20 protein-coding genes are annotated in these 23005 nt (G+C 57.8%); 13 read left to right on the plus strand and 7 right to left on the minus strand.

All coding sequences use genetic code 11. The annotated features are described in order from the left end of the window. Positions 1 to 14 precede the first annotated feature (14 nt). Positions 15 to 1088, minus strand: a complete 1074-nt coding sequence (locus ATY75_RS16645; RefSeq protein WP_088938421.1) for an endo-1,4-beta-xylanase — start codon at positions 1086 to 1088, stop codon at positions 15 to 17. 292 nt (positions 1089 to 1380) lie between these two features. On the opposite strand from ATY75_RS16645, the gene ATY75_RS16650 reads away from it, so the two are divergent. After that, positions 1381 to 1668, plus strand: coding sequence for a hypothetical protein (locus ATY75_RS16650; RefSeq protein WP_245317590.1), 288 nt, complete (start codon positions 1381 to 1383; stop codon positions 1666 to 1668). 123 nt (positions 1669 to 1791) lie between these two features. On the opposite strand, the gene ATY75_RS16655 is transcribed toward ATY75_RS16650, so the two are convergent. Beyond that, entirely contained in the window at positions 1792 to 2655 is an 864-nt protein-coding gene (locus ATY75_RS16655; protein WP_088938423.1) for a DUF6030 family protein, read from the minus strand. 504 nt (positions 2656 to 3159) lie between these two features. On the opposite strand from ATY75_RS16655, the gene ATY75_RS16660 reads away from it, so the two are divergent. The 5 genes from ATY75_RS16660 (at position 3160) to ATY75_RS16680 (ending at position 6874) form a co-directional block, all read left to right on the plus strand. Further along, positions 3160 to 3792 carry a class I SAM-dependent methyltransferase gene (locus ATY75_RS16660; protein ID WP_088938424.1) on the plus strand — a complete coding sequence of 211 codons (633 nt, stop codon included), beginning with the start codon at positions 3160 to 3162 and terminating at the stop codon, positions 3790 to 3792. A 225-nt stretch (positions 3793 to 4017) separates the two neighbouring features. Further along, positions 4018 to 4443 (plus strand): helix-turn-helix transcriptional regulator, encoded by a 426-nt coding sequence (locus ATY75_RS16665; protein WP_088938425.1) that lies wholly within the window; start codon positions 4018 to 4020, stop codon positions 4441 to 4443. Positions 4444 to 4595: 152 nt separating this feature from the next. Beyond that, on the plus strand, positions 4596 to 5819 hold the full coding sequence (locus ATY75_RS16670; RefSeq protein WP_088938426.1) for a YcaO-like family protein: 1224 nt from the start codon (positions 4596 to 4598) through the stop codon (positions 5817 to 5819). Beyond that, positions 5816 to 6523, plus strand: coding sequence for a TfuA-like protein (locus tag ATY75_RS16675; protein WP_088938427.1), 708 nt, complete (start codon positions 5816 to 5818; stop codon positions 6521 to 6523). Before ATY75_RS16670 ends, ATY75_RS16675 begins: the two co-directional genes overlap by 4 nt. Positions 6524 to 6625: 102 nt before the next feature. Then, positions 6626 to 6874, plus strand: coding sequence for a hypothetical protein (locus ATY75_RS16680; protein ID WP_064840326.1), 249 nt, complete (start codon positions 6626 to 6628; stop codon positions 6872 to 6874). A gap of 591 nt (positions 6875 to 7465) precedes the next feature. Here ATY75_RS16680 and ATY75_RS16685 read toward each other — a convergent pair. Then, a complete protein-coding gene (locus ATY75_RS16685) occupies positions 7466 to 7672 on the minus strand; it encodes a hypothetical protein (protein ID WP_064840324.1) in 207 nt (68 codons plus the stop codon). 1684 nt (positions 7673 to 9356) lie between these two features. Here ATY75_RS16685 and ATY75_RS16690 point away from each other — a divergent pair. Next, the gene (locus ATY75_RS16690) at positions 9357 to 10406 is read left to right on the plus strand and encodes a glycosyltransferase family 2 protein (RefSeq protein WP_088938446.1); all 1050 of its coding nucleotides are present in this window, start codon (positions 9357 to 9359) and stop codon (positions 10404 to 10406) included. Here the strand turns inward: ATY75_RS16690 and ATY75_RS16695 are convergent. After that, positions 10395 to 13439, minus strand: a complete 3045-nt coding sequence (locus ATY75_RS16695) for a trifunctional glycosyltransferase/class I SAM-dependent methyltransferase/polysaccharide deacetylase (protein WP_088938428.1) — start codon at positions 13437 to 13439, stop codon at positions 10395 to 10397. The genes ATY75_RS16690 and ATY75_RS16695 overlap by 12 nt on opposite strands. 115 nt (positions 13440 to 13554) lie before the next feature. On the opposite strand from ATY75_RS16695, the gene ATY75_RS16700 reads away from it, so the two are divergent. The 4 genes from ATY75_RS16700 to ATY75_RS16715 are packed head-to-tail and all read left to right on the plus strand — an operon-like array spanning position 13555 to position 18236. Further along, positions 13555 to 14403 carry an ABC transporter permease gene (locus ATY75_RS16700; RefSeq protein ID WP_088938429.1) on the plus strand — a complete coding sequence of 283 codons (849 nt, stop codon included), beginning with the start codon at positions 13555 to 13557 and terminating at the stop codon, positions 14401 to 14403. Beyond that, the gene (locus ATY75_RS16705; RefSeq protein ID WP_088938430.1) at positions 14400 to 15701 is read left to right on the plus strand and encodes an ABC transporter ATP-binding protein; all 1302 of its coding nucleotides are present in this window, start codon (positions 14400 to 14402) and stop codon (positions 15699 to 15701) included. Before ATY75_RS16700 ends, ATY75_RS16705 begins: the two co-directional genes overlap by 4 nt. Next, on the plus strand, positions 15701 to 16885 hold the full coding sequence (locus ATY75_RS16710) for a glycosyltransferase (protein WP_088938431.1): 1185 nt from the start codon (positions 15701 to 15703) through the stop codon (positions 16883 to 16885). The genes ATY75_RS16705 and ATY75_RS16710 overlap by 1 nt, the downstream gene beginning before the upstream one ends. Continuing rightward, on the plus strand, positions 16878 to 18236 hold the full coding sequence (locus ATY75_RS16715) for a glycosyltransferase (RefSeq protein WP_088938432.1): 1359 nt from the start codon (positions 16878 to 16880) through the stop codon (positions 18234 to 18236). The genes ATY75_RS16710 and ATY75_RS16715 overlap by 8 nt, the downstream gene beginning before the upstream one ends. A 129-nt stretch (positions 18237 to 18365) precedes the next feature. Here ATY75_RS16715 and ATY75_RS16720 read toward each other — a convergent pair whose 3' ends face one another. Further along, positions 18366 to 19322 carry an NAD-dependent epimerase/dehydratase family protein gene (locus ATY75_RS16720; RefSeq protein ID WP_088938433.1) on the minus strand — a complete coding sequence of 319 codons (957 nt, stop codon included), beginning with the start codon at positions 19320 to 19322 and terminating at the stop codon, positions 18366 to 18368. A gap of 266 nt (positions 19323 to 19588) precedes the next feature. Further along, a complete protein-coding gene (gene ampC / locus ATY75_RS16725) occupies positions 19589 to 20707 on the minus strand; it encodes a class C beta-lactamase (RefSeq protein ID WP_280950599.1) in 1119 nt (372 codons plus the stop codon). Between ampC and ATY75_RS35075 the strand changes: the two genes are divergently transcribed. Continuing rightward, positions 20643 to 20834 carry a hypothetical protein gene (locus tag ATY75_RS35075; protein ID WP_245317592.1) on the plus strand — a complete coding sequence of 64 codons (192 nt, stop codon included), beginning with the start codon at positions 20643 to 20645 and terminating at the stop codon, positions 20832 to 20834. The two genes, ampC and ATY75_RS35075, sit on opposite strands and share 65 nt — an antisense overlap. A gap of 97 nt (positions 20835 to 20931) precedes the next feature. Then, positions 20932 to 21888, plus strand: a complete 957-nt coding sequence (locus ATY75_RS16730; protein ID WP_245317593.1) for a LysR family transcriptional regulator — start codon at positions 20932 to 20934, stop codon at positions 21886 to 21888. A gap of 127 nt (positions 21889 to 22015) precedes the next feature. Here the strand turns inward: ATY75_RS16730 and ATY75_RS16735 are convergent, their stop codons facing one another. After that, entirely contained in the window at positions 22016 to 23005 is a 990-nt protein-coding gene (locus tag ATY75_RS16735; protein ID WP_088938435.1) for a substrate-binding domain-containing protein, read from the minus strand.

Below are 23005 nucleotides of genomic sequence, written 5' to 3' on the forward strand. Positions count from 1 at the left end.
CGTTGTCTTGCGCATCACATCGCCTCTATTGCTCGCCGGATGCCATCAACCGCACTTCGCGGCGCATTGTTTTCGTCGTAAAGATTAACGCGCTTCGTACACGCCGCGTCGGGACCGGCGGCCTTCTCGTCGGGCTCGCCGTATTTTTCCGACATGCCCCATACCGTCACGCCTTTCAAGTCGCCACGTTCGGCAGCCACGGTGATCACGTCACTGAAAATGTCGGCGTATGACGCCGGCGTGAAGCTTTTGTCGCGGCCCAGGAAGTGACAGGAGGCGTCGAGTTCGGTGATGAAAACACCGACACCCATGTCCTTCAGAGCCGCGCAGAAACGGCCCATGCCTTCCGGGTCGATGCGGTCGAGGCCGGGGCGGAAGTGCGCCTGCAGCCCCACCGCGTTGATCGGCGTTTTGCGGGCGACGAGATCCTCGACGATTTTCAGGATGCGCGCGCGCTTCTGTTCGAAAACATCCGATTTTTTCTCCAGATGCGTTTCGTTGAGCACCAGCGTCGCGCCGGGATTGGCCTGATGTGCCATATCGAAGCTCATGCGGATGTAGTCGTCGCCTAGAAGGCGTCGGAAAACACAATCCCGCAGATCCGGCGCATCATATTCCAACGGCTCGTTCACCACATCCCAAGCGTCAATCGAGTTCTTATAGCGAGTGACAACCTGTTTTATATGACGGTTCATCGCCGCCTGAATCGTCTTGGCGTCGGTGATCGCAGACACCCATTCCGGGACGCGATACCAGATCAGCGTATGGCCATAAACCCTCATGTTGTTTTTGCGTGCAAATGCAACCATAAGGTCGGCGCTCTTGAAGCTGAAAACACCCGGTCTCTTTTCCGTCGCATTCCATTTCAGCTCGTTTCGCGGCGTTATCGAATTGACGTTGCCGATGTAGATCCCGGAAGCGATAGGATCATCGATGTTCTGCAGGTCGATTGCCGATCCGAATCGCAACGACTTGCTATCGGCAAGGGCGCGCAACCCTTTCGCCGGCGGTACCTGTGCCAGGACGGGGCCTGCATTGGCATACAACAGAGCAAGCGGAATCGAGGCGAGGAAACGTCGTCTATTCATTTTATCTCTCACTGTTGGCTTTTTTCATGTCCGCGGCGCAATTTAATGGGCCGGGTTGGCCGGCAAACGATCCATCGCGGGGTTTGCGTTCAATTCAGTAGAGTAACACAACCTCAAATATACTTTCGTATCAGGGGATATTGTAGGTATCTGCTAGACTTTCCAGCTTGCTCCAAGATATAAGCCGTTCTGGAGGGCGCTCGCGATGGAAGATTGGTTTAGCTATCTGTTGAGCTGTTTTCATATGGCATTTCAAAATGCCGTTTTTTTTATGGCGACTGTCCGAAACGATTTGTCTCTTCTCGACGGCCGGCAGTTCGCAGCCCTTTTTTTCGGCATCGTCGGCGTCATTCTCATCCTGTTCGCAGCGCTCGTCAGAAAGTCGCGGCGGTTGCGGCGATCAGAGCTCGCCATTGCCGCGCTGAACGAAGACCTTGCGAAAGTCACGCAGGACCTCAATGTCGAGCGTGTCTGGCGCCTGGCGGGCGGTGACAGCACCGAACAGCCGAGTGCGGACAGTTTGAAAGAGCTTTACAGGATCCTGGCCAGGCATCACGACGATGCAAGCTACATGGCATGATCTACATGGCATGATCGGCTTACGCGGCGTTAGACGTCGCATAATCATTTGTGTCCGAATCACAGGCACGCTCGAGCGCCCAATTTTCACGCAATTCCGCCGCGTACTTTTGTTGTAATTGCTCTACTGCGGATGTTGCGTATTTTCTGCCGGTGCCGGTGCCGGTGCCATGCCGGCCTCGGCTGTCGGGTCCGGTGATGGAAGCCATGTTCTGTCGGAAAAATAGCGTGTGGTTCTTTTCTGTGGTCCCGAGCTCGCATCCAGCGACAGCGTGAAGTTATAGCGCCCGGGATTGAGCACCTCATGGGCGAAGTTGATACTGGCTCCGAAGCCGTCTTCCTTGACGTCCCTCAGATCCTTGATTGCGTTCAGCGTCTCGTGGAAATCGAGCCATTGCGGTTGCCGCAACATGGTTTCGAAAATTCGCAGAATGCCGGGATCGAGCTGGCCGTGTTGATCCGTCTCGGGATTGATGATTTTCACCCGCATATTGTTGATCGCGCCGGTGGCGTCGCCGCGAACGATGACGAAGATGGAGTTCGGAAGCTGATCCTTTTCCCGCTTGCCGCCATGTTCGAAAAAGCATTCGAACGTACCGGCGTTAAAGCTCGCCGCCGCCCAATCGCTGGTTTCGATGCCGGCATCGCGCAGCGCCGCACACATTGCAGGCCCGGATATTCGCCATGTGCGCAGAAAAGTCGACGCAGTCTGTGCCACCGGCGGTTCGATGATATGCAAGGGCAGCTTGAAGGTGGCTGGCGGTGTCGGTCGGGGAAGGGCTTTGGGGGGAGGCGGCCTGACGTCAGGGGGGAAGAGATCGAAGCCAAAATAATGGCCGACCGTCTTCAAGTGTTTCATATGGTTGGAAAGAAGTACCGTCCCCATGACCAGCGAGAGGGAGATCGTCAGCAGCAACCAGAAGACCACGGGAATCTTCGGTTTTCCCAATGGCTGTTTCGCATTTGCGGACGATGAATTATCGGGCAAGCTTGTCTTCTCCGGTGCGAGAAGGGTTTCGATCGGGCTGTCTAAATCCAGCAGTATACATTTATCCGTTAAATATCTTTGGCTCGTGTCGGCAATTGGGCGCCTTTGTGCCCCACCGGATGGGCGCGGCAGCTTTCGGCAAGGGCGCAGCACGATTCCATCGGGAACCGTTCATGCAGGTGTGGAAAATCGCTGCGGCAGACCGCGGGTGATGTCATTATTCGTTCGGCGAACAGTCGCGGCTGGGTTTCGAAATTTGAAATATTCCTCTGTTTTTTATTGTGATGTCGATGAATTATTCGGTAGGTTCCAGGCAGTTACTGATAGATCGTCCTATTATTATTGATTATGTTTCAGCGTTTCTGTAATTTCGCGCCGGGGTTTTGTTTTAAATTATAAAACTTCAGATTATATATTTTGTTATCCCCATGATCTGGTGGGTTTGATCAAATTTTCGACGTATTCTGCGATAGGGTTTGCCGCGCAATCGCCGGGGGGAGGGACATGTCCGTCGAGTTAGACGCAACCACCTATGTTCACGCCGAGCCGACAACCGCGCACTCCTACATCTTGCCCGCCGTGCTCGACGTGCTGGAGAACCATTTCGGCGGTTCTGCGAAAAACGACGTCTTTGATTTGGGATGTGGTACCGGCGGGGCAGCCGCTGCCCTTGCGGAGAGGGGTTATTATGTCGTTGGCGTTGACCCCTCCAGCGATGGTATTGCCAAGGCCAATATCAATTATCCCGAGCTGCCCTTGCATGTCGGCTCGGCCTATGACGATCTTTCCCGGGAATACGGCACGTTCAATGCCGTTATCAGCCTGGAGGTGGTCGAGCATGTCTACGATCCGAGGGCGTTCACCTCGACGCTATACGATCTCGTCAAGCCGGGTGGCGTCGCCGTGATGTCCACCCCCTATCACGGTTATCTGAAGAATCTTGCGCTCGCGGCGATGGGGAAAATGGACGATCATTTCATGGCGCTGAAGGATCATGGGCATATCAAGTTCTGGTCGACAAATACCCTGAGCACGCTGTTGCTGGATGCCGGCTTCGACAAGGTCCGCTTTGAATATGTCGGAAGAATTCCCATTTTTGCCAAGTCGATGATCGCCGTTGCTCAAAAGCCTTTTTAGAGACTTTGTCGGGCATCGGCCAATTCGAACAGCATTGCCCTGCGCAGTTGCGCGCGAGTGTGATGCGCCCCCATGCCTAGGTATCCGCTGCAATAATCCATAGGTTGTTTTTGCTATGCGCGCCGCGGAAAAAAAACCTTACGAAATATTTACTTTTAGTTGCATTCTTGCTTAAACTCTCCATTATACGGCTGGGCATGCTGATAAAGTGGGAGACTTATTCACATGAAGGCTAAATCCCCGAATTCGATCGACGTCTATGTTGGCAACCGCGTCAGGGTCCGGCGAAAGACGCTCGGGATGACCCAGCACGGTCTGGCCGAACTTCTGGGCATTACCTTCCAGCAGATCCAGAAATACGAAAAAGGAACCAACCGAATAGGCGCCAGCCGTCTTCAGCGCATATCCGAGATTCTTCGTGTGCCCATCGGCTTCTTTTTCGAGAACGGCGGTTCCGGACCGATCGAAGGCGAGACGAGCGAATTGAACAAGTTTTTGTCCTCGAAGGAGGGGCTGGCGCTCAACAAGGCGTTCATCGCCATCGAGGATCCGAATATCAGGCAAAAACTGGTGGCATTGGCCAAAAGCCTGGCAGTTGCGGGGCTGTCTGATATCGACGGCGAGTTGCGGGATCCGGTTATCAACGGCTGAGGACGAAGCGTGTTCCACCTGCAGAGATTCGGCGATCTGCGGTTGATTGAGGCGAATGGCGGCCCGGTCAGCTCTCCGAGCAAGAGGCTGTTGATAATGGCCCGTATCTCTGCCCGAACTATGAATTCAGCGTCGACGGCTGAGGCATCATTCTGACGCGCCGGGTCCACTATTCCGACAGGATCGTACCGCCGGCGGAGACTCTTATCCGGGTCGAACCTTTCTTGGCCAGGTTCGGCATTACCAGGGTTGCGCGACATACCGGATTGGACGACATCGGAATCCCCGTCTGGTGCGCCTATGCCCCGAATTCACGGTCGATCGTGATTGCTCAGGGAAAGGGCCTGACCGATCTGGACGCAAAAGTATCCACCGTCATGGAGGCGCTCGAACGAGCCGTTGCCGGCGAACCCTTCATCAAGCGCGTCCACGGTTCCTCCGCCCGCCTGCAGGCAATGGGCTGCCAGGTCGACAGATTGAGCTGCCTGACCGCCGTCCATAAACCCGATCTCGGGCCGGATGACGAGACCGAATGGGTCGCGGGGGTCAATATCCTCAGCGGCGAAGAGATCCACATTCCCTTCGAAGCGGTGGTACTCGACCGGACGCGTGACGCGCGATACTGGATGTCGTCGGATGGCCTGGCTTCGGGAAACAGTGCCGAGGAGGCAGTCTTGCATGGCGTGCTGGAGCGTATCGAGCGTGACGCTCATGTGCTGTGGCTGGTGGGCGGAGAAGTCGATCGCTATGCCGGCTGCGTGGATCCTCGCGGCTTTGAGGACCACGCCCTCAACGGGCTGATCGACAAGATCGAAGCATCGGGATTGGCACTCAGGCTATTCGACATCACCAGTGACATCGCAATCCCCTGTTTCACCGCCGTGCTGGGCCCCGGAGAGCTCATTGCGGGCTCCAGGCATCCTGGTTCTGACAGGCAAATTCGCCTCGTCGAGGTAACCGGCGGCAGCGGAGCGCATCCGTCCCCCGTGCGCGCGGCCATTCGGGCGGTGACGGAAGCCGTGCAATCCCGGCTGACCTATATCAGCGGCGCCAGGGACGATATTTCTCCTGCAACCTTCTCGAGATCCCTCCCGCCGCTGATGCGGCGGGCCTTTGACGCGGTTGCCGCACCGCCTGCCGCGCTGCGCGATGACGACGCGGCAGGATTTCGGCCACAGGATCTGACGCAACTCCTGCAGCATGTGCTTGACGTTCTGCGCAACAGAGGGGTCGCTTCGGTCATCCGGGTTGACCTTAGCGACGACACCCTTCCCTTCAGCGTCGTCAAGGTGGTTATTCCCGAGCTCGAAAATCCGGAGGGAGAGCGCGCCCGGCGATTTGGAACAAGGGCTCTGGCCAAGGCGATGGGATTTTGAAGATCATTTTCGCAGGTCCCAGTCTTCCCGAGGCGGCATCGCTTGCCGGCGAGGCGATACACGTCCTGCCTCCTGCCATGCAGGGCGATGTCCTGGCTCAGGTGGAGCAGGGCGCCAACGTCGTCGGCCTGATCGACGGCGGCTTCGAATATGCCGCACCGGTCTGGCACAAGGAAATTCTCCATGCCCTCTCGCTTGGCGTGGCCGTTTTCGGGGCCGCAAGCATGGGCGCCTTGCGGGCTGCGGAATGTCAACCGTTCGGGATGATCGGGCTCGGCCGCATTTTTGAGGACTATCGCACCGGCCGGCTGGTCGACGATGCCGCCGTCGCACTCATGCACGCGCCGAGCGCGCTGGGCAGCAAGCCGCTGACGATACCGCTCGTCAATGTCAGCGCCACGCTCGATGCGATGGAGGATCGGGGGCTGCTGGCAGGTGGGTTGCGTCAGGAGCTCGAAGATGCGGCAAACGCGATCTTTTTCAAAAGGCGGACGTGGCGGGCGATCGTCGAGCAATGCGCCGGGATTGCCGAGCCGGACCGTCCGCAGCTGCTGGCGGCACTTCTTTCGAATTCCGTCGATCAAAAACGCCTTGATGCCTTGGAATTGCTGAAAGCCGTACAGGACGCCCGCGATATCCGTTCGAACGTCGATCTGCCCTGGAAACTGCACGCAACCGCGTTCCATACGCGTTCTGCATTGTAAATTGAAGATGGCAGTTTTCACCAAGGGTTGTGTCACGCTTTTTTCACGGGCTCGACGACCTCATCGCGCGTATCATGCCTTCAATTCGTTGGAGAAATGGTCATGGGCGTGACATCGATTGCCAAGGTAGATGCAGACCAGAGGGCGGAAGACGGTCTGAACGAACTCATCGCGCTGGCGCGGATGATTGCCTACGCGCGACAGGTCGCTCAGGATGTCAAATTGCAGTTCGCGACGAATTGCCTCGATCTGGCGCTCGAGGCCGTGAAGCAAGAGGTTGGGGACGGTTTGACCAGTGAACTTGCCGAATTGGGCTCGCCGGTTCCGCAAGTGAGCGCGAGCCGTCACTAAAACATATAGCCCGGAAGCGTGCGGCGGTTCCGGGACAGCGACATGCATAAAAACAGAGAACCAATGCGCGTCGCATGAGTTTCATGCGATGCGCATTAGATTAGAGCAATGCCAGAGAAAGCATGAAGCGGCTTTCCCGGGCAAAGCACGAAGCGCTTTTGCCGTGAGTTGTGTAAAAACAAAAGACTAGAGCGGTTCTATGCTTCCGTGAAAAGTTGGACCACTCTGATGCATGCCGCCCGGAAGTGTGCAGCGTTCCGGGCGACATGCAAAAAACAAGGGACTCGGTGCTCGGCGCAATGCATGGGCTGTTACGACGTGGCACTCGCGGGACTATTCGACCCTATCGCGGGGAGATAACGGGGTGAAAACCGATATCCGAGCCTTAGCAAATCCATCTCAATTGCAGCTTGGAGACGCCCGGCTCGTTGCGAGCGGCGGATGGTCGGCGCGTTATTCAGGGTCTGCCGGAAACGATCCGCTGATGGTTTCAAACGAAGGGTAATGGATATCCCTGACGTTGCTTCCAGAAGGGGAAGCGGCGTTCACATGGCTTCTGCGCGATCGGCCGATCGACGGCCCATCCCTATCTCAGTGGGTCAAATTGCGCTTCTGGGCCAGCAGTAAGATATAATCGTCGGCAATGTCTGCGATGGCCATTGCGACTTCCGCCGGATCGCACCCCTCGACCTTCGTATTTGCAATGAATTGATAAACCGCCTTCTCGATCTGCTTCCGGCAGATCATCACGCGTTCATCGTAACCAAATTCCGGAATATGCGACGCTATATCACCCATCAGGTCGGCTCCTTCACTACTTACAGTGACCATGACACAAATTATAAGTTGAGCAAGCAAATGCTTTATGAAGGGTTAATTCCCTGTCGATGTGCGACCATTTCGACACAGGTGTGACATGCCATAAGACGTCTTTGGCGTGTTGAACGGGATGGGCTCGAAGAGGGCCTGTCCTTCGTATTGAAAGGATCGCGAACGTGGCTGACGCCGCGGCCTGGCGCGGGTATCCTTGTCGGATATACCGGAACCCATGCCTCGCGGGGGAAATGGATGGACTGGTGCTGCCGACGGACCTGAACTGTATTTTCCGTCTAACCATCTGATTCAGCAATACGTTGCCCTATCGTGCATCTCCGCTGCCGTCACCGGACGGTCTTTAGTGGCACCGGCAACGCTTCGGCGCGCGGGCATCTTTGTGACAGCCGAGCGATCTACTTCTCCCGAGCCGGGCAAGGTATCGGCGGCTGAAGCCCGAGGTGGGAAGCGGCTTCAGCTGACTTTTTTCCCTTCTGAAAACACTGGAACCGAGGTTGGTGAATTAAAGACAGAATAACCTGTAACCGACAGTCCGAGTGATCAAGAAAATGTTCATCAAAAGGTAAAATCGTAACTTTCAGACAGGGGTTGTATTTAAGTATCAGTTAACAGCTGGGCTTAAATTCTAATCAAAAAGGGTATTATTATTTTCATGGTTCTCGGTTTTATTATCGTTTAAAATGTTCCGGTATCGATCGTATGACATCGCCGTTTGATGAAATTACATTGAGGTATAGGTGGTATCGGGCCGAAGTTGAAATATAGCTTTTGATCCCGCTTGGGCGGGCGGCGGACGTTCTGTCTTTCAGTCGAAAAATGTGAGCTTATCTCATCATGCGGATCTCTGCCCGGCGATAGCACTGGTCGAAGCAATATTTTTGACGTTGAAGCAACAGCAATCGTATTTTCGGCCAGCCTTCGGGAAGAAAAGCAGAGGACCCGTCGGGGTGGATGACGGGTCCTCCGGTAGGAAATGCTTGCACAGTGCGTCGGTATTATTGCAATTGAATTCGATCCTGTCCAAGATTATTATTTGGTTGTTATACTTTATTTAAAATATTACATTAGCGCTGGTTGTGCAGCGTAGTGTCCCTCAAGGGCCTCCGAATGAAGCTCACTCCGACGAGCATTTTCAAGCACCATCATTTTTAGGACTGGGCGGCGACCGTGTCTCTGCTGCGCGCGGTAAGCCACGAACACCGGATCCTCAGCCCTGTATCAGCTTGATGATGACGGTGCTTTGGACCGCATTTCGGGCGGCCTCAGCCGGCGAGAATGCCGATCAAGCAACTGAGCATACCGTTCGGTCGACCGCCGATGCGAGGCATGAGCGATGCGGAACGGAGTACCGTTGTCGCCAAACCTTCTGATGGTCGCGGTGAAGGAGGCGAGCAATGACGAGCAATAATCTCCTTCCCGCCACGGTACTGAAAGCGCGAAGCGGGATGGATACATAACAGCTTTCTCACAGGCAGATGGTAACTGTCTTTCTGGCGGCGCGCGTCGCTTTTGCACCGCACTTTCTCGACTATGAACATCTGCTGGCTAGAAATATCTTTGTCGAATAGCCATTACTCCATTTATGGAAACTCAAACGTCCATCCTGGTGTAACCTCTTTGCGATCGTGTGGACTTCGGAGTTGAGAGCTTGAAGAAATCGGCAGGAAGTGAAGTAACTGTTGCTGTTGTGATCCCGGCCTACAACGCGCAAGGAACTCTGGCTGAAACAATCAGCAGCGTTCGCAATCAAACGCATCGCGCGCTTGATATCATCGTGGTGGACGACGGTTCCAAGGACGATACCCTGGCTATTGCACAAGAAATCGTTAAAATTGATCCGCGCGTGCGAGTATTGAAACAAAGAAATGCCGGCGTCGCTGCTGCCCGAAATGCGGGTTGGCGCTCTACCTCGGCCGACCTAGTGGCATTTCTTGATGCTGATGACCTTTGGTCACCTGATAAAATCGAGCGACAATTGATGGTATTGGAGACCGGCGGCCCGCAAGTTGGGCTGGTCTACACTTGGTATGCGATGATCGACCACAAGAATTACGTTATTTACCGGAGCAATGAGATTTCGGTCGAGGGAGATGTGCTGGACGAAGTCCTTGCCGAAAACTTCATTGGAAATGGAAGCTCGCCACTCGTCCGGCGGAATGTCCTCGACGCGACGGGAGGATTTGACTCCTCACTCCAACAGCGCGAGGCGCAGGGATGTGAAGATTATCTCTTCTACTGCCTGGCCGCTGAACTCTCGCATTTTGTCGTGGTGCCGGATCATCTTGTTGGCTATCGCCAAACCCCCGACAACATGTCAGCCAATCTGACGCGAATGCTTCGGTCCTGGATCCTGGTCGCGGAGGAAATGCTAAAGAGACACCCGGAAAAGGGTCTTGCAATCCGGGCCGGCCTACGCCGCTGTGGCCGGTGGCTCGCCCAGAGGGCGGTTGAACAAGGCCAATACCGCGCGCTCATCGGACTTGTGGCTACCATGTCGCGACATGACAAGCCAATTGCCGCCCAGATGCTTGTGGTCGACGCGAGATCAAAGGCAATGAGGAACCTCAAAAAAAAGGCCCGATCATGGCTGAAGCAGGAACCTTATTTCTCTCCAAATCCCAATCATCGCTTTGCCCTAGGAACAAAGTACGATGCGGGTTGGACGGTGGAATCCCCCATTCTTGTCTCAGCCAAATAGCAGATTTGTGAACTCTGACTGGGTGATCCCGCGAAAAACCTCCTGTCTTTTCAATGCGAGCTTATCGGCATCCGCCCGCACCGTGCCACCGACGCAGCTTAACCCGATCCGGTAACCACATTGTTCGGCTATGTCCCGGATGGCGGGGTCGAAGTCGCCGTAAGGATATGCGACCGCCAGCACTTCTCGGCCCAGGCATTTTTCAAGCATAGCTTTGGAGCCAGCAAGCTCTCGTAATAGGCTCTCCGGTGCAAGGGCAGATAAACGCACGTGCCGGACACCGTGGGCACCCAGCGTCACGTCGCTGTCTGCGACTGCCGCAAGTTCCTCCCACGTTAGCAGTGGAGCTGGCGATCCATAGGCCGAATCCCATATTGCAGAGCCGCCGACCCTGCCGGTTGGCACAAAAAGTGAGGATGGGAAGCCGTATCGATGAAGCAGTGGGAGGGCATGCGTCATGAAATCGCGCGTTGCGTCGTCGAAGGTCAGGACCAATGTCTTCTCTGGCGGTTTGGCACCTTCATCGAAACAAGCAAGCAGCCGGTCCAAAGTCATCCCGCGCCATCCGGAGTCGCGCAGGAAAGCCAGTTGGGTTTCGAAAGCCTCCGGGGACTGGCGGTATCGAGCAAGCTGTTCGGCACCGTCGTCCGAAACCTGATGATACATCAAGATCGGGACATCGTTCCAGTCGGCGGCCGCTTCCACAACTTGCCCCCCTCTCCAGCGTACCTGGCTGGCGACCTGAATGGGTAAAGGCTGCGCCGTCTTGACTTCCACGCGTGTCGGCTCAAGGCCGCACCCGTGCTCCACCTTCTCGAACCTTTGGATTCTATAGAGCGGACTTTTGGCTTCGACCGAGAGAGTTAAATCCGGGTGCTGGTCAAACATCTCGCCTATGCCGACCGCACCGAATTCATGCGGCCATCCGAATCCTGTCTCATGCGGCCTATCAATCAGGAGGTTGGCGTGGGCCGTCACGAACCAACCACCAGTGCGAAGACTGCCCGCAATCTTGTCGACTATCTGGCGGAGTTTTTCTCTGTTTTCGAAATAGTACAGAACTTCACTGCAGACGATGAGATCGTAAGGCCCTTCCAGCTCGTCGCTCAAAAGATCCAACTGCCGATAGGCTACCGCGGAATCATGGTCCTGAAGCGAGGCCGCCCGAGCGACTGCCGACGCCGAAATGTCGGTCGCCAGCAGGTTGTCGACGCGGGAGGCCAACATCCGTGTAAAGGTTCCTTCCGCGCAGGCCAGCTCAAGGCCGTTTGAAAAGCGTCGATCGTCCAACAACGAGAGTGTTTGAAGATATTTCACAGTCTCATAGTTGTTTTGGTAGTCCCAAGGGTCGACCTGGGAAAACAGCTCCTCCCAATACGCCTCCGTATCGTATCTCGGCACCTCATCGCCCACGGGACCGGTTTTTTTCGACGGCGTCCCCTTGGACACCTGCCTCGAGGCTGCAACCGCCCGCTGGCTTTCCTCTTCAACGATTCGATCGAATTCGGCGCGCCCGGCATGCGCCATGCCCGATATCGAGTCGACAGGTGTTGGTGTCGGCTCTTTCTTGCTCCACCAACCCGTTACGTTTTTAGCTCCGGTCCGATATGATAGTTTCGTCATGAGCTTCAGTACTCGTTGAGCTACCCCCCGGTGGCTGGGCTCTGCCATGCTGGCGGCCGCGGCGTGCTCGTCATCCTGAACAGGAAGATTGACGAAGCCGTCCTCTGCCACCGCCGTTGGGTCCGTCAGATCGTCGAACTCCAGGCCGAACATCATCCTAAGTCGATGTCGTATGGCATCGGCTTCGATTGCTCCGAAGACAACAAACTCCAGTTGCCCCAGCAGCGTCGGGCCTCGCCAGATGCAACAGCGCAACCGCTCAATGCCGGGCAAGATAAGGTCGACGATAGGTCGATCCAAATCGATTGGCTGTATCCTTGTTGTTCCGATCGTGGCGGGCACGTTGGTCGGCAACTGGTCAGTGACCTTTCGCTCCAGTGCACGAACCAACAGGGAGCCAAAAGCTTCTTGGGGACCATGCCGATTAAGCCAAGCCTCTAGGTCCGGAAGCTTGTCCTGGATCTTCGACCAAAGTCCGGGCCAAATCGGCTCGTCGGGGAAGGCGCCGACCACAATCCCGTCAATCATGATTGCGCAGAGCGTGTAGGCGTCGGCGTCAGGTGGGATAGGCTCTGCGACCCGCTCAAGCAATTCGCCAGGATTGTCGCCCTGACCTATTGAGGCGCCGACAAGCCAGATCGCGAGATACCAGCACGCCATTCCCAACGCAGCTTTTGTTATTCCCTGGGCGAGCGCCGGCACCGGATCGGCGATGCGCGGATCGGAATGGTGGCCGCGCCGGATCACCTTGAGGCCAAAATCGAGATGCTTAAGCCTGTTTGACGACAGCGAACCGGGCTCCACGCTAACGTCAGCCATCAGGCCTTCAACCGGCGCAAATTCGGCGCCAGCTCGAGCGAGGCGCTGCCACAGGTCCCAGTCCTCGCACATTGCCATCTCTGGATCGAAGCCGCCGATTTCTGCAAGCCGGGACCGGCGAAGCAGGGCGGCGTGGATCGCGAAGGGGCAATAGCGCGCTGTTTCGGCAAACGGATTGTCCATTTTTACTGCGGGGTGAGACTGCCACCAGGGGGCACCATTTTTCAGACGGCGCCAACCGCAATGCAGAATGTCGGCTTGCGGCAAAGTTCGTGTGTGAGCCAGCATGGTTTCGAGATGGAAGGGTGCCAGCGCGTCGTCAGCGTCGAGAAAGACAACCCATTCGCCTTTCGCCTGTGCCAGTCCCGCATTGCGAGCAGCCGAAACGCCGCTCTGCTCCTGCCGCAGCACACGGAAGCGGGTATCCCCAGCCGCGAAACGGTCCGCAATTTCAGCGGTCCGATCGGTTGAACCATCATCAATGATGAAGCATTCCCAGTCGGCATGACTTTGCGCTATCAGGCTCTCCAAAGTTGAAGAAATCGTTGTTTCCGCTTCATGCGCCGGTGTAATGATGGAAACCATCGGCATAATTGTTGCTTCCTACGATAACGATCCCGCTAGTGTAGCGTGTCAGTTCGCGAGTATGATGATCTTTACTACTTTGAGACAAGGTGTATTTAACCGTTGGCAAAAGTGAGCCGAAATGCCTGAATATCTCAAGGATGATGCGCTTGATCGCGCCAAGCGACGGGACCAATACCGGCGTCGCGATCATTGGAAGCCCTTGATCCACATCTGTCTGCAATGGAACGATTTGCTGTTGGAGCTTCTGGCACGCGATCTGAAGATGAGATACCAACGGTCCGCGATTGGACTCGGCTGGTCCTTGATGCGGCCATTGAGCCAGTTGCTGGTTTTTTCGCTGCTCTTTCGTCACGTCCTGCCCCTGGATATTCCCCATTACACCACTTTCGTCTTTTCCGGCGTCTTGGCCTGGGGTTGGCTCAGCACTGCCGTACCCGCAGCGACGACTTCCATAACCGGCAGCAGCGAACTGGTGCGCCGGCCGGGCTTTCCGGTCGGGATACTCCCTGTTGTCGCAGTCATTACACAGGCCGTGCACCTTCTGCTCGCTCTGCCACTCCTCTTCATCATCTCGTTTGTCGAGACCGGGGCCCCGACGTTGAGCGTCGTCGCACTTCCACTCGTCTTCCTTGCGCAGGCGCTGTTCATGATGGGCCTGTCCTATCTTGTTGCGATTGCGCATGTCCACTTCCGGGATACTCAACACTTGGTAGGCGTCGTTTTGATGCTGGGTTTTTACCTGACACCCGTGTTCTACAGCCCACTTAAGGCGAGTGAACCGATGGCGTTAATTCACACCTGGAACCCGATGGCCTGGATTCTCGAGGGTTACCGCGCCATTTTCGTCGAACACACGTGGCCTCCCGTTGATATCTATTGGAAAACTGGGCTGATTTCTTTGCCGATGCTCTTTGCCGGCATTTGGCTGGTCGAGCGTGGCAGCGCCCGCCTCGTGGACGAACTATGAGACAAGGCGCCATCACCGTCCACGACGTCGGCAAGCGCTACCGTGCGCAAGGGGGGGCACGCTCCACCACCTTGAAGGGTTACCTTTTGTCCGGACGGTCCGCGGGACAGTCGCAAAGCTTTTGGGGCCTGCGCCACATCAGCTTTGCGGTTGCGCCAGGGCAAGCTGTCGGCGTGGTCGGGCTAAACGGGGCCGGGAAGTCCACTTTGCTACGTCTGATCGGCGGCGTTGGTCGCCCCGACGAAGGGCAGATCAAGGTGATGGGGCGCATTGGCGCCTTGCTCGACATCGGGGCGGGCCTGACCGACGATTTGACGGGGCGCGAGAACATCTTCCTGCTGGGGGTCATCGCGGGAATGCGGCGGACCGAGGTCGCCGAGCGGTTCGACGAGATTGTAGCCTTCGCCGAGCTGGAGGCGGCCGTCGAGAACCCGGTTCGCAGTTACAGCACCGGGATGCGCATGCGCCTGGCATTCGCCGTGGCTGTCCATGTGCGCCCGGACATCTTGCTCATCGATGAGGCCCTCGCCGTCGGCGACCAAGCCTTCCAGCAGAAGTGCATTGCAAGAGTGAAGGAGATACTGAACGGCGGCGCCACTATCTTCTTCGTGTCGCACGACGTCTCGCAGGTAAGGGAAATCTGCGATCACGTGCTGTTCCTGAGAGGCGGACGCGTCGTGGGCTACGGACCCATCGACGAAATGCTCCCGCTTTATACCTCGGCTGTCGAGGCGAAGGTCGCCAGCGTCCAGCACGAACCGTTCGCCGTGACGAAACTGCCCGTCGAACTTGTGCCGCAGGTCAGCCGGTTCGGCAATGGCGAACTCCAGATCACAGCCGTCATGTTGCTGAACGAGCAAAGCACGCCGACAAGCACCATCGTTGCGGGCGACCGGCTGTCGATTTCACTGACCTATGTTGGCGCCGCCAGAGATCGCAACGCGGTTATCGTCATCGGCATCTACGCGGCGGACGATACGTGCTGCTTCGAGACCGACAGCAAGCTGGCCGAATTCGCCCCCGTCGTAGACACGGACACGGTGCGCATCGAAACAACACTCAATCGTGTCGACCTGGCGCCGGGCGACTATCGCGTTACGGTAGGCCTCTTTTCGGCCGACTGGCAGCAGGTTTATGATTATCATGCCGAAGTCTATCCTCTCGCCGTGACCGGCCCCGGCCCAAGAAAGGGTATGCTTAACCCTCCGACACAGTGGCAGCAGGTGCAGTCGCGCCCCACCGCGACCTCGCCGGACCACGGCGCATCGGGTCAGCACAGCTTGGATCGGAACTCCTGATGCGCCTTGCGGTTCGAGATATCGACATTCTTGACCTTCCGCCAGATTTTGAACCGACCGATGACTATCAGGGTGCCCTTGTGCTGATCCGGGTCGCCGGTCGTCCGTGCGGCCAGGCTGTGATCGCCTTCGACACCGATGGCGATAAGACGCCGATTAAGGACCGGATTCTGTCTGCGGCCAGTTCGTCGGTGTTCGAGGCTTGGCTGAGGCATCGGCTGGCCCTCCCTGACCCGTCGCCGTCCCCAAGTCAACTGCCGAAAGCTTGCGTGGTGATCTGCACGCGCGATCGTACCGAAGATCTGGAGCGCTGCCTCACCGGGCTTTTGGCCATGCCCGACAAGGCCGATATTCTGGTCGTCGACAATGCCCCATCGAACGAGGCCACGCGAGATTTGGTCGGGCGCTTCGACACTGTGAGATATCTGCGCGAACCGCGTCCTGGTCTTGACGTCGCGCGCAATACTGCCCTTCGCAACGCAGAAACAGACATCGTCGCCTTCATCGACGACGATGCGGTTCCCGACCCGCTCTGGCTTAGAACCTTGCTGCGCAATTTCGAGGACCCCCTGGTGCTGGCGGTAACCGGCCTGACCATGGCGGCAGAATTGGAGACGGACTCGCAGATCGCCTTTCAGCACTTTGGCGGTTTTTGCCGCGGTTTCAGGCGCCAGGTCTATGATGCCCATAACCTGGACCCCTTCACCGGATGGCATGCGGGTGCCGGTGTCAACATGGCATTGCGCCGAACGATCGTTGACGCGGTCGGGTGGTTCGACGAGGCTCTCGACGCTGGAACGCTCAGTCTGGCCGGTGGCGATACCGACATGTTCCGGCGTGTGCTCGAAGCCGGATATCGGATCATTTACGATCCCGAGGCTCTGAACTGGCACCGCCATCGTCGCTCAAGCAAGGAACTGCAGCAGCAGATGTATGGCTACGAGGTTGCATCCTTCGCCATCTTGACGAAGGCCCTCCTGTTCGAGCGAAACCCGCGGGCGCTCCCGCGCATGGTTCGTTCCTACACCAGGCTTATTCGGCGATTGTTTCAACCTCGACCGACACACCAATTCAGCCTGCCTTACAACGACGCCTTAACGCAGGTCAGAGGTGCCGTCAGCGGCCCGGTTCGTTATCTCAGAGCGCGGGCGCGGGCAGGGGAGGCAGGGCATAAGCGTGGTTGACATCAGCGTTATCATACCAACGCATAATCGTGCTGCCATGCTGAGATCGCTTTTAAGCAAGCTCGACGCTCAGCGAGATGGGACCCCAGCATTCGAAGTCCTGGTTGTGGCGGACGGGTGTGAGGACGACACGTCGACAATGCTCTCGTCGCTTCCTACCCGCTTTCCGCTTCGTACCCTGACGTTGCCGGGCGTCGGTCCGGCACTTGCCCGCAATGCGGGGTCGCAGGTCGCGAGCGGCCGTTTATTGATCTTCCTTGATGACGACATTGTGCCCGGGGAAAACTTCGTTCGGGCGCACGCCGCGGAACATCAGTGCCACCCTGGGGGCGTCGTGATGGGGCCCTACCCGCCACTTCCGCACATCGCAAAGGATCGCTTCCGCCTCACCGCGCGCGCATGGTGGACGAGGCACTTCGAGCGCGTGTCCCGCCCCGGACATCAGTTCGCCTTTACCGATGTGCTGACAGGAAACCTTTCGCTGGATGCAGAGCTATTTCACGCAATGGGCGGGCTCGATCCTCAATTCGCCCATGCACGAGAAGACTTCGAATTTGGTCTGCGTCTGATCAAAAAAGGAGTCCCAATTCGTTTTGCTCCCGAGGCATTGGGCTATCATCTCGAACATCAAACGACGACACTCACCCGAAAAATGGTGCGCCGGCGTCAAGAGGGACGCTCCGATGCCTTGATGGCACGCAAGCACCCCGACATACAGCGGCTGCTCGCGATCCATCGGTTTGCCGGACGAAAGGGGTGGAAGAGGCGTCTGCAAAGGACCATCGCTACCCACGCCGGTTCTGTCCTTGACCCCCTCGTCGAAGCTGGTCCCCGCGTCCTCCAAATGTTGGAAAAGGCTGGCCTTCGCAGGCTCTATGATAAGGTAGAGCGACAGTGCAATGGATATCATTATCTTCGCGGCGCCGCGGAAGTGTTGGGTGAGGATTGGCGGCTTCCGACGGCTTCCACTGACGAAATCGACGTGCTCGAGATCGATCTGGACCAAGGCCTTGAGGCAGCCGAAGCCATGCTGGCGGAACGCCGGCCGCTTGCTGCTCGTATCGTGAATGGGACGGTGCACGTCGGCGACATGGCTCACCGGATCGGCGCCGAACCGTGGGACGCACGGCATTTCCGTCCGTGGCTGAGCCGCCAGGCAATCCATAGATATCTTCCGGTGGCGCTTGCCGAATGGCAGGGTCAGCCGGTCAACGTCCCCCCGCCTTTGTCCGACTTCACCTTGAACACGCTCAATAACCCCAGTTTCCACGCGCATATGATCGAACAGCACGTTCAGTGGATGGAGGCGAAATTGCGTTCAAAACTCTATGACAATACGCGTAAGTCGTAGCGGCCGACGCTGCTGCAGCCGGCGGCATGTTCAGACGCCCTGCCGCCCAAGCAGATGCGCTGTTTTCTCAAATCGTACCGTGAGCATGCGCCGCGCCATCCCAGGCACGAAACCCGAAGGCCGAAATGATTATTCCGCCGCGCCGAGGTTTATTTTCGACCGGAACCAGTCGAGCGTCATGGCGACGCCCTGCTCGTAGCTGATCTTGCACGACCATTCCGGCATGACGTAGTTCGCATTGGTCAGGTCGGGCCGCCGGTTGGTGGGATCCTGCGGCGGTGACGGCTCGAAGACGATCGGCACGCCGCCGACCAGTTTGGACACATATTGGGCGACTTCGAGTACCGAAATCTCGCGATCGTTGCCGACGTTCAGCGGTCCCTTATAGTCGGTTTCGTTGATCCAGAAATAGCGGGCGAAACCATCGACGACGTCGTCGACATAGCCCCAGCTGCGCGATTGCTTGCCGTCGCCGAACACGGTGATCGGCCGGCCCGCCAGCGCCTGGGTGATGAAATTGGAGACGGCGCGGCCGTCATCGGGCCGGGTGCGCGGACCGTAAATATTGAAGGGCCGCACGACCTTGAGGTCGAGCCCCTGGGTGCGCTGCGTTTCGAACAGCAGCGATTCCGTGCAGCGTTTGCTCTCGTCGTAGGACGAGCGCGGTCCGGTGCAATCCACCTGGCCCTTGTAGGATTCCGGCTGCGGCGACACCAGAGGGTCGCCATAAACTTCGGAGGTCGAGGTAAAGCCGAAGCGCCCGCCCTTCTTCAAGAGCTCCAGCAGCCGGAATGCCCCGAGAAGATTGGCGGAAATCGTCCGCTTCGGTTCCTTCATATACCATGGCGGCGATGCCGGCGACGCCAGGTGGTAGATTTCATCAAACTTCTCCGACGTCTGCAGCGTCTCGACGTCCGATTTCACGAAGTGGAAACGAGGATCCCTGATGTGGGCGATATTGTCGAAAAGTCCGGTCCAGAGATTGTCAACAACGACCAGTTTTTGGACGTCGGTTCTAAGTAAAAGACGGTCGCACAAATGCGATCCGATAAATCCAGCCCCGCCAGAAATCAATACGCTTTTCATTGCATTGCGCCTTGTGACGTTGAGAAGGTGGGTGTGTATTAGCATCACCTTTAAGGCGTGGCAATTCATTAGAAGTGTTCTAGAAAATACTCGCCTATTAATCTTAATTATTGATCGGTTTTACTTATGGTAGTGCCACTGGATTCGGCGTCGGAGCACCCGCGCTCGAGCCCGCCCGCCGTTCGCGACGGTTTTGTATCACGCGGGCGCCGGCGAACGCATCGGGCTAAAGTCTGACACGATTTTCGCAAGCGCGATGCACCGGCTCAGTCGGCCGAAAGCGCCGTCAGGATTTGATAGGCCGCGGCGACGCGATCCTCGTTGGGATAATTCTTATTGGCGAGGATGACGATGCCCAGCCGCCCCCGGGGGATGAAGGCGACATAGGCGCCGAAGCCGTTGGTCGAGCCGGTCTTGTTGATCCATACATCGTCGCGCGGCTGCATCGGCGGTTGCAGTTGCGAAACCGGCATGGTCTTCAGCATCGCCGGCGAATTGCCCTCCAGCACATCGTTCAACGCGGCGGGATAGGCATATTGCTCCCAGATGAGATCCTGGGTCATCGCCCCTGCTTTGAAATAGCCGATATGGGTGTCGGTGACGGCCTGCTGCAGTTTTTCATCGAGCTTGACCAGGCCCATATTGGCGCCGACAAAGCGGATCATGTCGCCTGCGGTGGATTTGACGCCATAGGCTTCGGCTGAAAGCAAGGCCGGCGTCATGCGGGCCGGCTCGCCGCTGCGCTTATAGCCTTGAGCATAGTCGGCCTGGCGCGCCTTCGGCACATCGATATAGGTGTTCTTCAATCCGAGAGCGGCAAACAACCTGCCCTCGATCAGATCCGCAAAATCCCCATGCATGGCTTTCGCGACGATATAGCCGAGCATGCCGATGCTGGGATTGGCGTAACTTCTTTGCGTCCCCGCCGCATAGGAAGGCTGCCAGGCTTCGAAATAGCCGAGCAGCTGTTTTTCGGTCTTGATCTCATCGGGAAGTTGCAGCGGAAATCCGCCTGCCGTGTGGGTGGCGAGATGCATCAGGGCGACATCGCCGAACGGCTTTCCCGTCATCCCCGGCAGATATTGGCCGACCTTGTCCGACAGCGCGAGCTGTCCGCTCGTTTGCGCATAGGATGCCAGCGTCGCGGTGAAGGTCTTGCTGATCGATCCGAGTTCGAACAGCGTGGTCGGCGCCACCGGCTTGCCCGTGTCCTTCGACACGACACCATAATTGAAGATGTGGTCGCGGCCATCGGCGGTGATGGCGACGGCCATGCCGGGAATGGCGTATTTCTCCATGATCGGCTGGATGGCGGCATCGGTGATCGCCTTCAACCGGGTCTCGTCGGCGGCAAAAGCGCTTGTGGCAGCGCAGGCCGAGAGCAAAACGGCCGATAAAATTTTTATCCCAACGCTGTTCATAACCGTCATCCTCCAAATCAACAGGGCAGCCAAACCGGCGCGAAGCGCATGGGCAGGAGGTTTACCGGCGCTGTTTTGCAATCACAAATGATGATATCTCGCAGCAGCCACAAGAAAATCTAATGCCTGTCATCGGGACGTGTGCGGCGGTTCCGGGAGAACGACATGCATCGAAACAAAGGGTTCAGATGGTTCGGCAATTCCTCCCCCTGAACGGCCTGCGCGCCTTCGAAGCCTCCGCGCGACATCTGAGCTTCACCCGTGCGGCGATCGAGCTCTGCGTCACCCAGGCGGCGGTCAGCCAGCAGGTCAAAGGCCTGGAGACGCGATTGGGCGTAGCGCTGTTCCAGCGTCTTCCCCGCGGCTTGAAGATCACTGCCGAAGGTGAAGCGCTGCTGCCGACGGTGACGGCATCCTTCGACCAGATGGCGACGACGCTGGACAGGATCGAAGCCGGGCAGGTGCGCGAATTGCTGTTCCTCGGCGTGGTCGGGACATTCGCGGTCGGCTGGCTGTTGCCGCGGCTTGCGGATTTCCAGCGCCGGCACCCCTTTATCGATCTCCGCATGTCCACCAACAACAACCGCGTCGATCCGGCCGCCGAAGGGCTGGATTTCGCCATCCGCTTCGGCAGCGGCTCGTGGCACGGCACCGAGGCGCAACGCCTGTTCGACGCGCCGCTTTCACCACTCTGCATCCCCAAACTGGCGGAGCATCTGCAGTCGCCTGAAGATCTTGCCGGGGCGGTGCTGCTGCGCAGTTACCGGACGGATGAATGGAGTACCTGGTTTCAGGCCGCCGGCGTTGCCCCCACGGCGCAGCTCAATGCCGGCATCGTCTTCGATTCCTCCGTCGGCATGATGGAAGCCGCCCTCCAGGGGCTCGGCGTGGCGCTGGCGCCGCCGTCGATGTTCACACGGCATCTCGCCTCGGGTGCGATCGTGCAGCCTTTTCCCACCGCCATTTCGCTCGGCAGCTACTGGCTGACGCGCCTGCAATCGCGGCCGGTGACCGCGGCGATGCAGGCATTTTCGGATTGGATTGGTGCGCAATCGAGCGCTGCTGCCCCTCATCCGCCTGCCGGCACCTTCTCCCCGTTTTACGGGGAGAAGGGGATGTGCGGCGACCTCTCGGTTCCCACGTAAGCTCGCGCAGGGCACGTTCCCTCTCCCCGTCAGAACGGGGAGAGGGTTAGGGTGAGGGGCAGCCACTGGGTAAGCCGGCAGCCACTGGCGTAAACCGGCAGCCATCGGCGCAAACCCATAGCCCGCATCACTTCTGAATGCAGGTATCCACCGTATCCTTGGTGCATTCGTCAAGCCCGGTGAACACCGGATCCTCGACCGTCTTCCCGGCGATCAGGTCCATCATCACCGATGGCGCCTTATAGCCCATTTCGAACGGCCGCTGGCCGACCAGCGCGGTGACCAGGCCTTCCTTGGCGATCGCCACTTCGTCGCCGATCGTGTCGGCGGCGCCGATGACGAATTCGTTCTTGGCGATCTTGTCGGCCATCGGCTTGAACAGGTCGCGGTAGGGCTGCGGGGCGCCGAACAGCGGCCAGCCGCCCATGATGCCGAAGGCATCGAGGTCGGTATTGGCGGCAAGGATGTCGGTCATCGCCTGCACGCCCTTGGCGCCGTCGTCATTGGTGAACACCGGGCAGCCGGCAACCTCCGTCCAGCCGCCTTCGCCTTTCAGCGCCGCCAGGCCCTTCTGGCCGCTCAGCGTATCGCGCATGCCCTGGGCGCGGCGCAGGATGTTGTCGGCGCCGGGATTGCCTTCGATGGTGCAGATCTTGCCGCCCTTCGGCTTGGCCTTCTTGATATATTCGCCGATCTTGGCGCCCATCAGATAGTTGTCGGTGCCGAGATAGGTCTTGCGCAAGGCGGCATCATCGGCCGCAAGATCGGCATCGAGCGTCATCACCGGAACGCTCGGATTGGCGGTCTTCAGCGTCTGGGCAATCAGCTTGGCGTTCGACGGCGAGATGGCGATCGCGGCGGTATCGGCTTTGCCCAGCATATCCTGGACGATCTGCGCCTCGCCGGCCTCATCGGAGGTCGATGCCGGGCCGGTGTAGAAGCATTCATATTCGGCGGATGCGTTTTCCTTGTTCCACTTCTGGCAACCCTGGTTGATCGCCTCGAAGAACGGGTTGTCGAGGCCTTTGACGACGATGACCAGCTGCTTCTTGGCGGCGAGCGCCTGTCCGGCCGTCAGCGCCAGGACTGCAGCTGTAAGCAATAATGCCTTCCTCAT

Origin of the sequence: Rhizobium sp. N122 (assembly GCF_002211295.1) — a bacterium.
Lineage (GTDB): Bacteria > Pseudomonadota > Alphaproteobacteria > Rhizobiales > Rhizobiaceae > Rhizobium.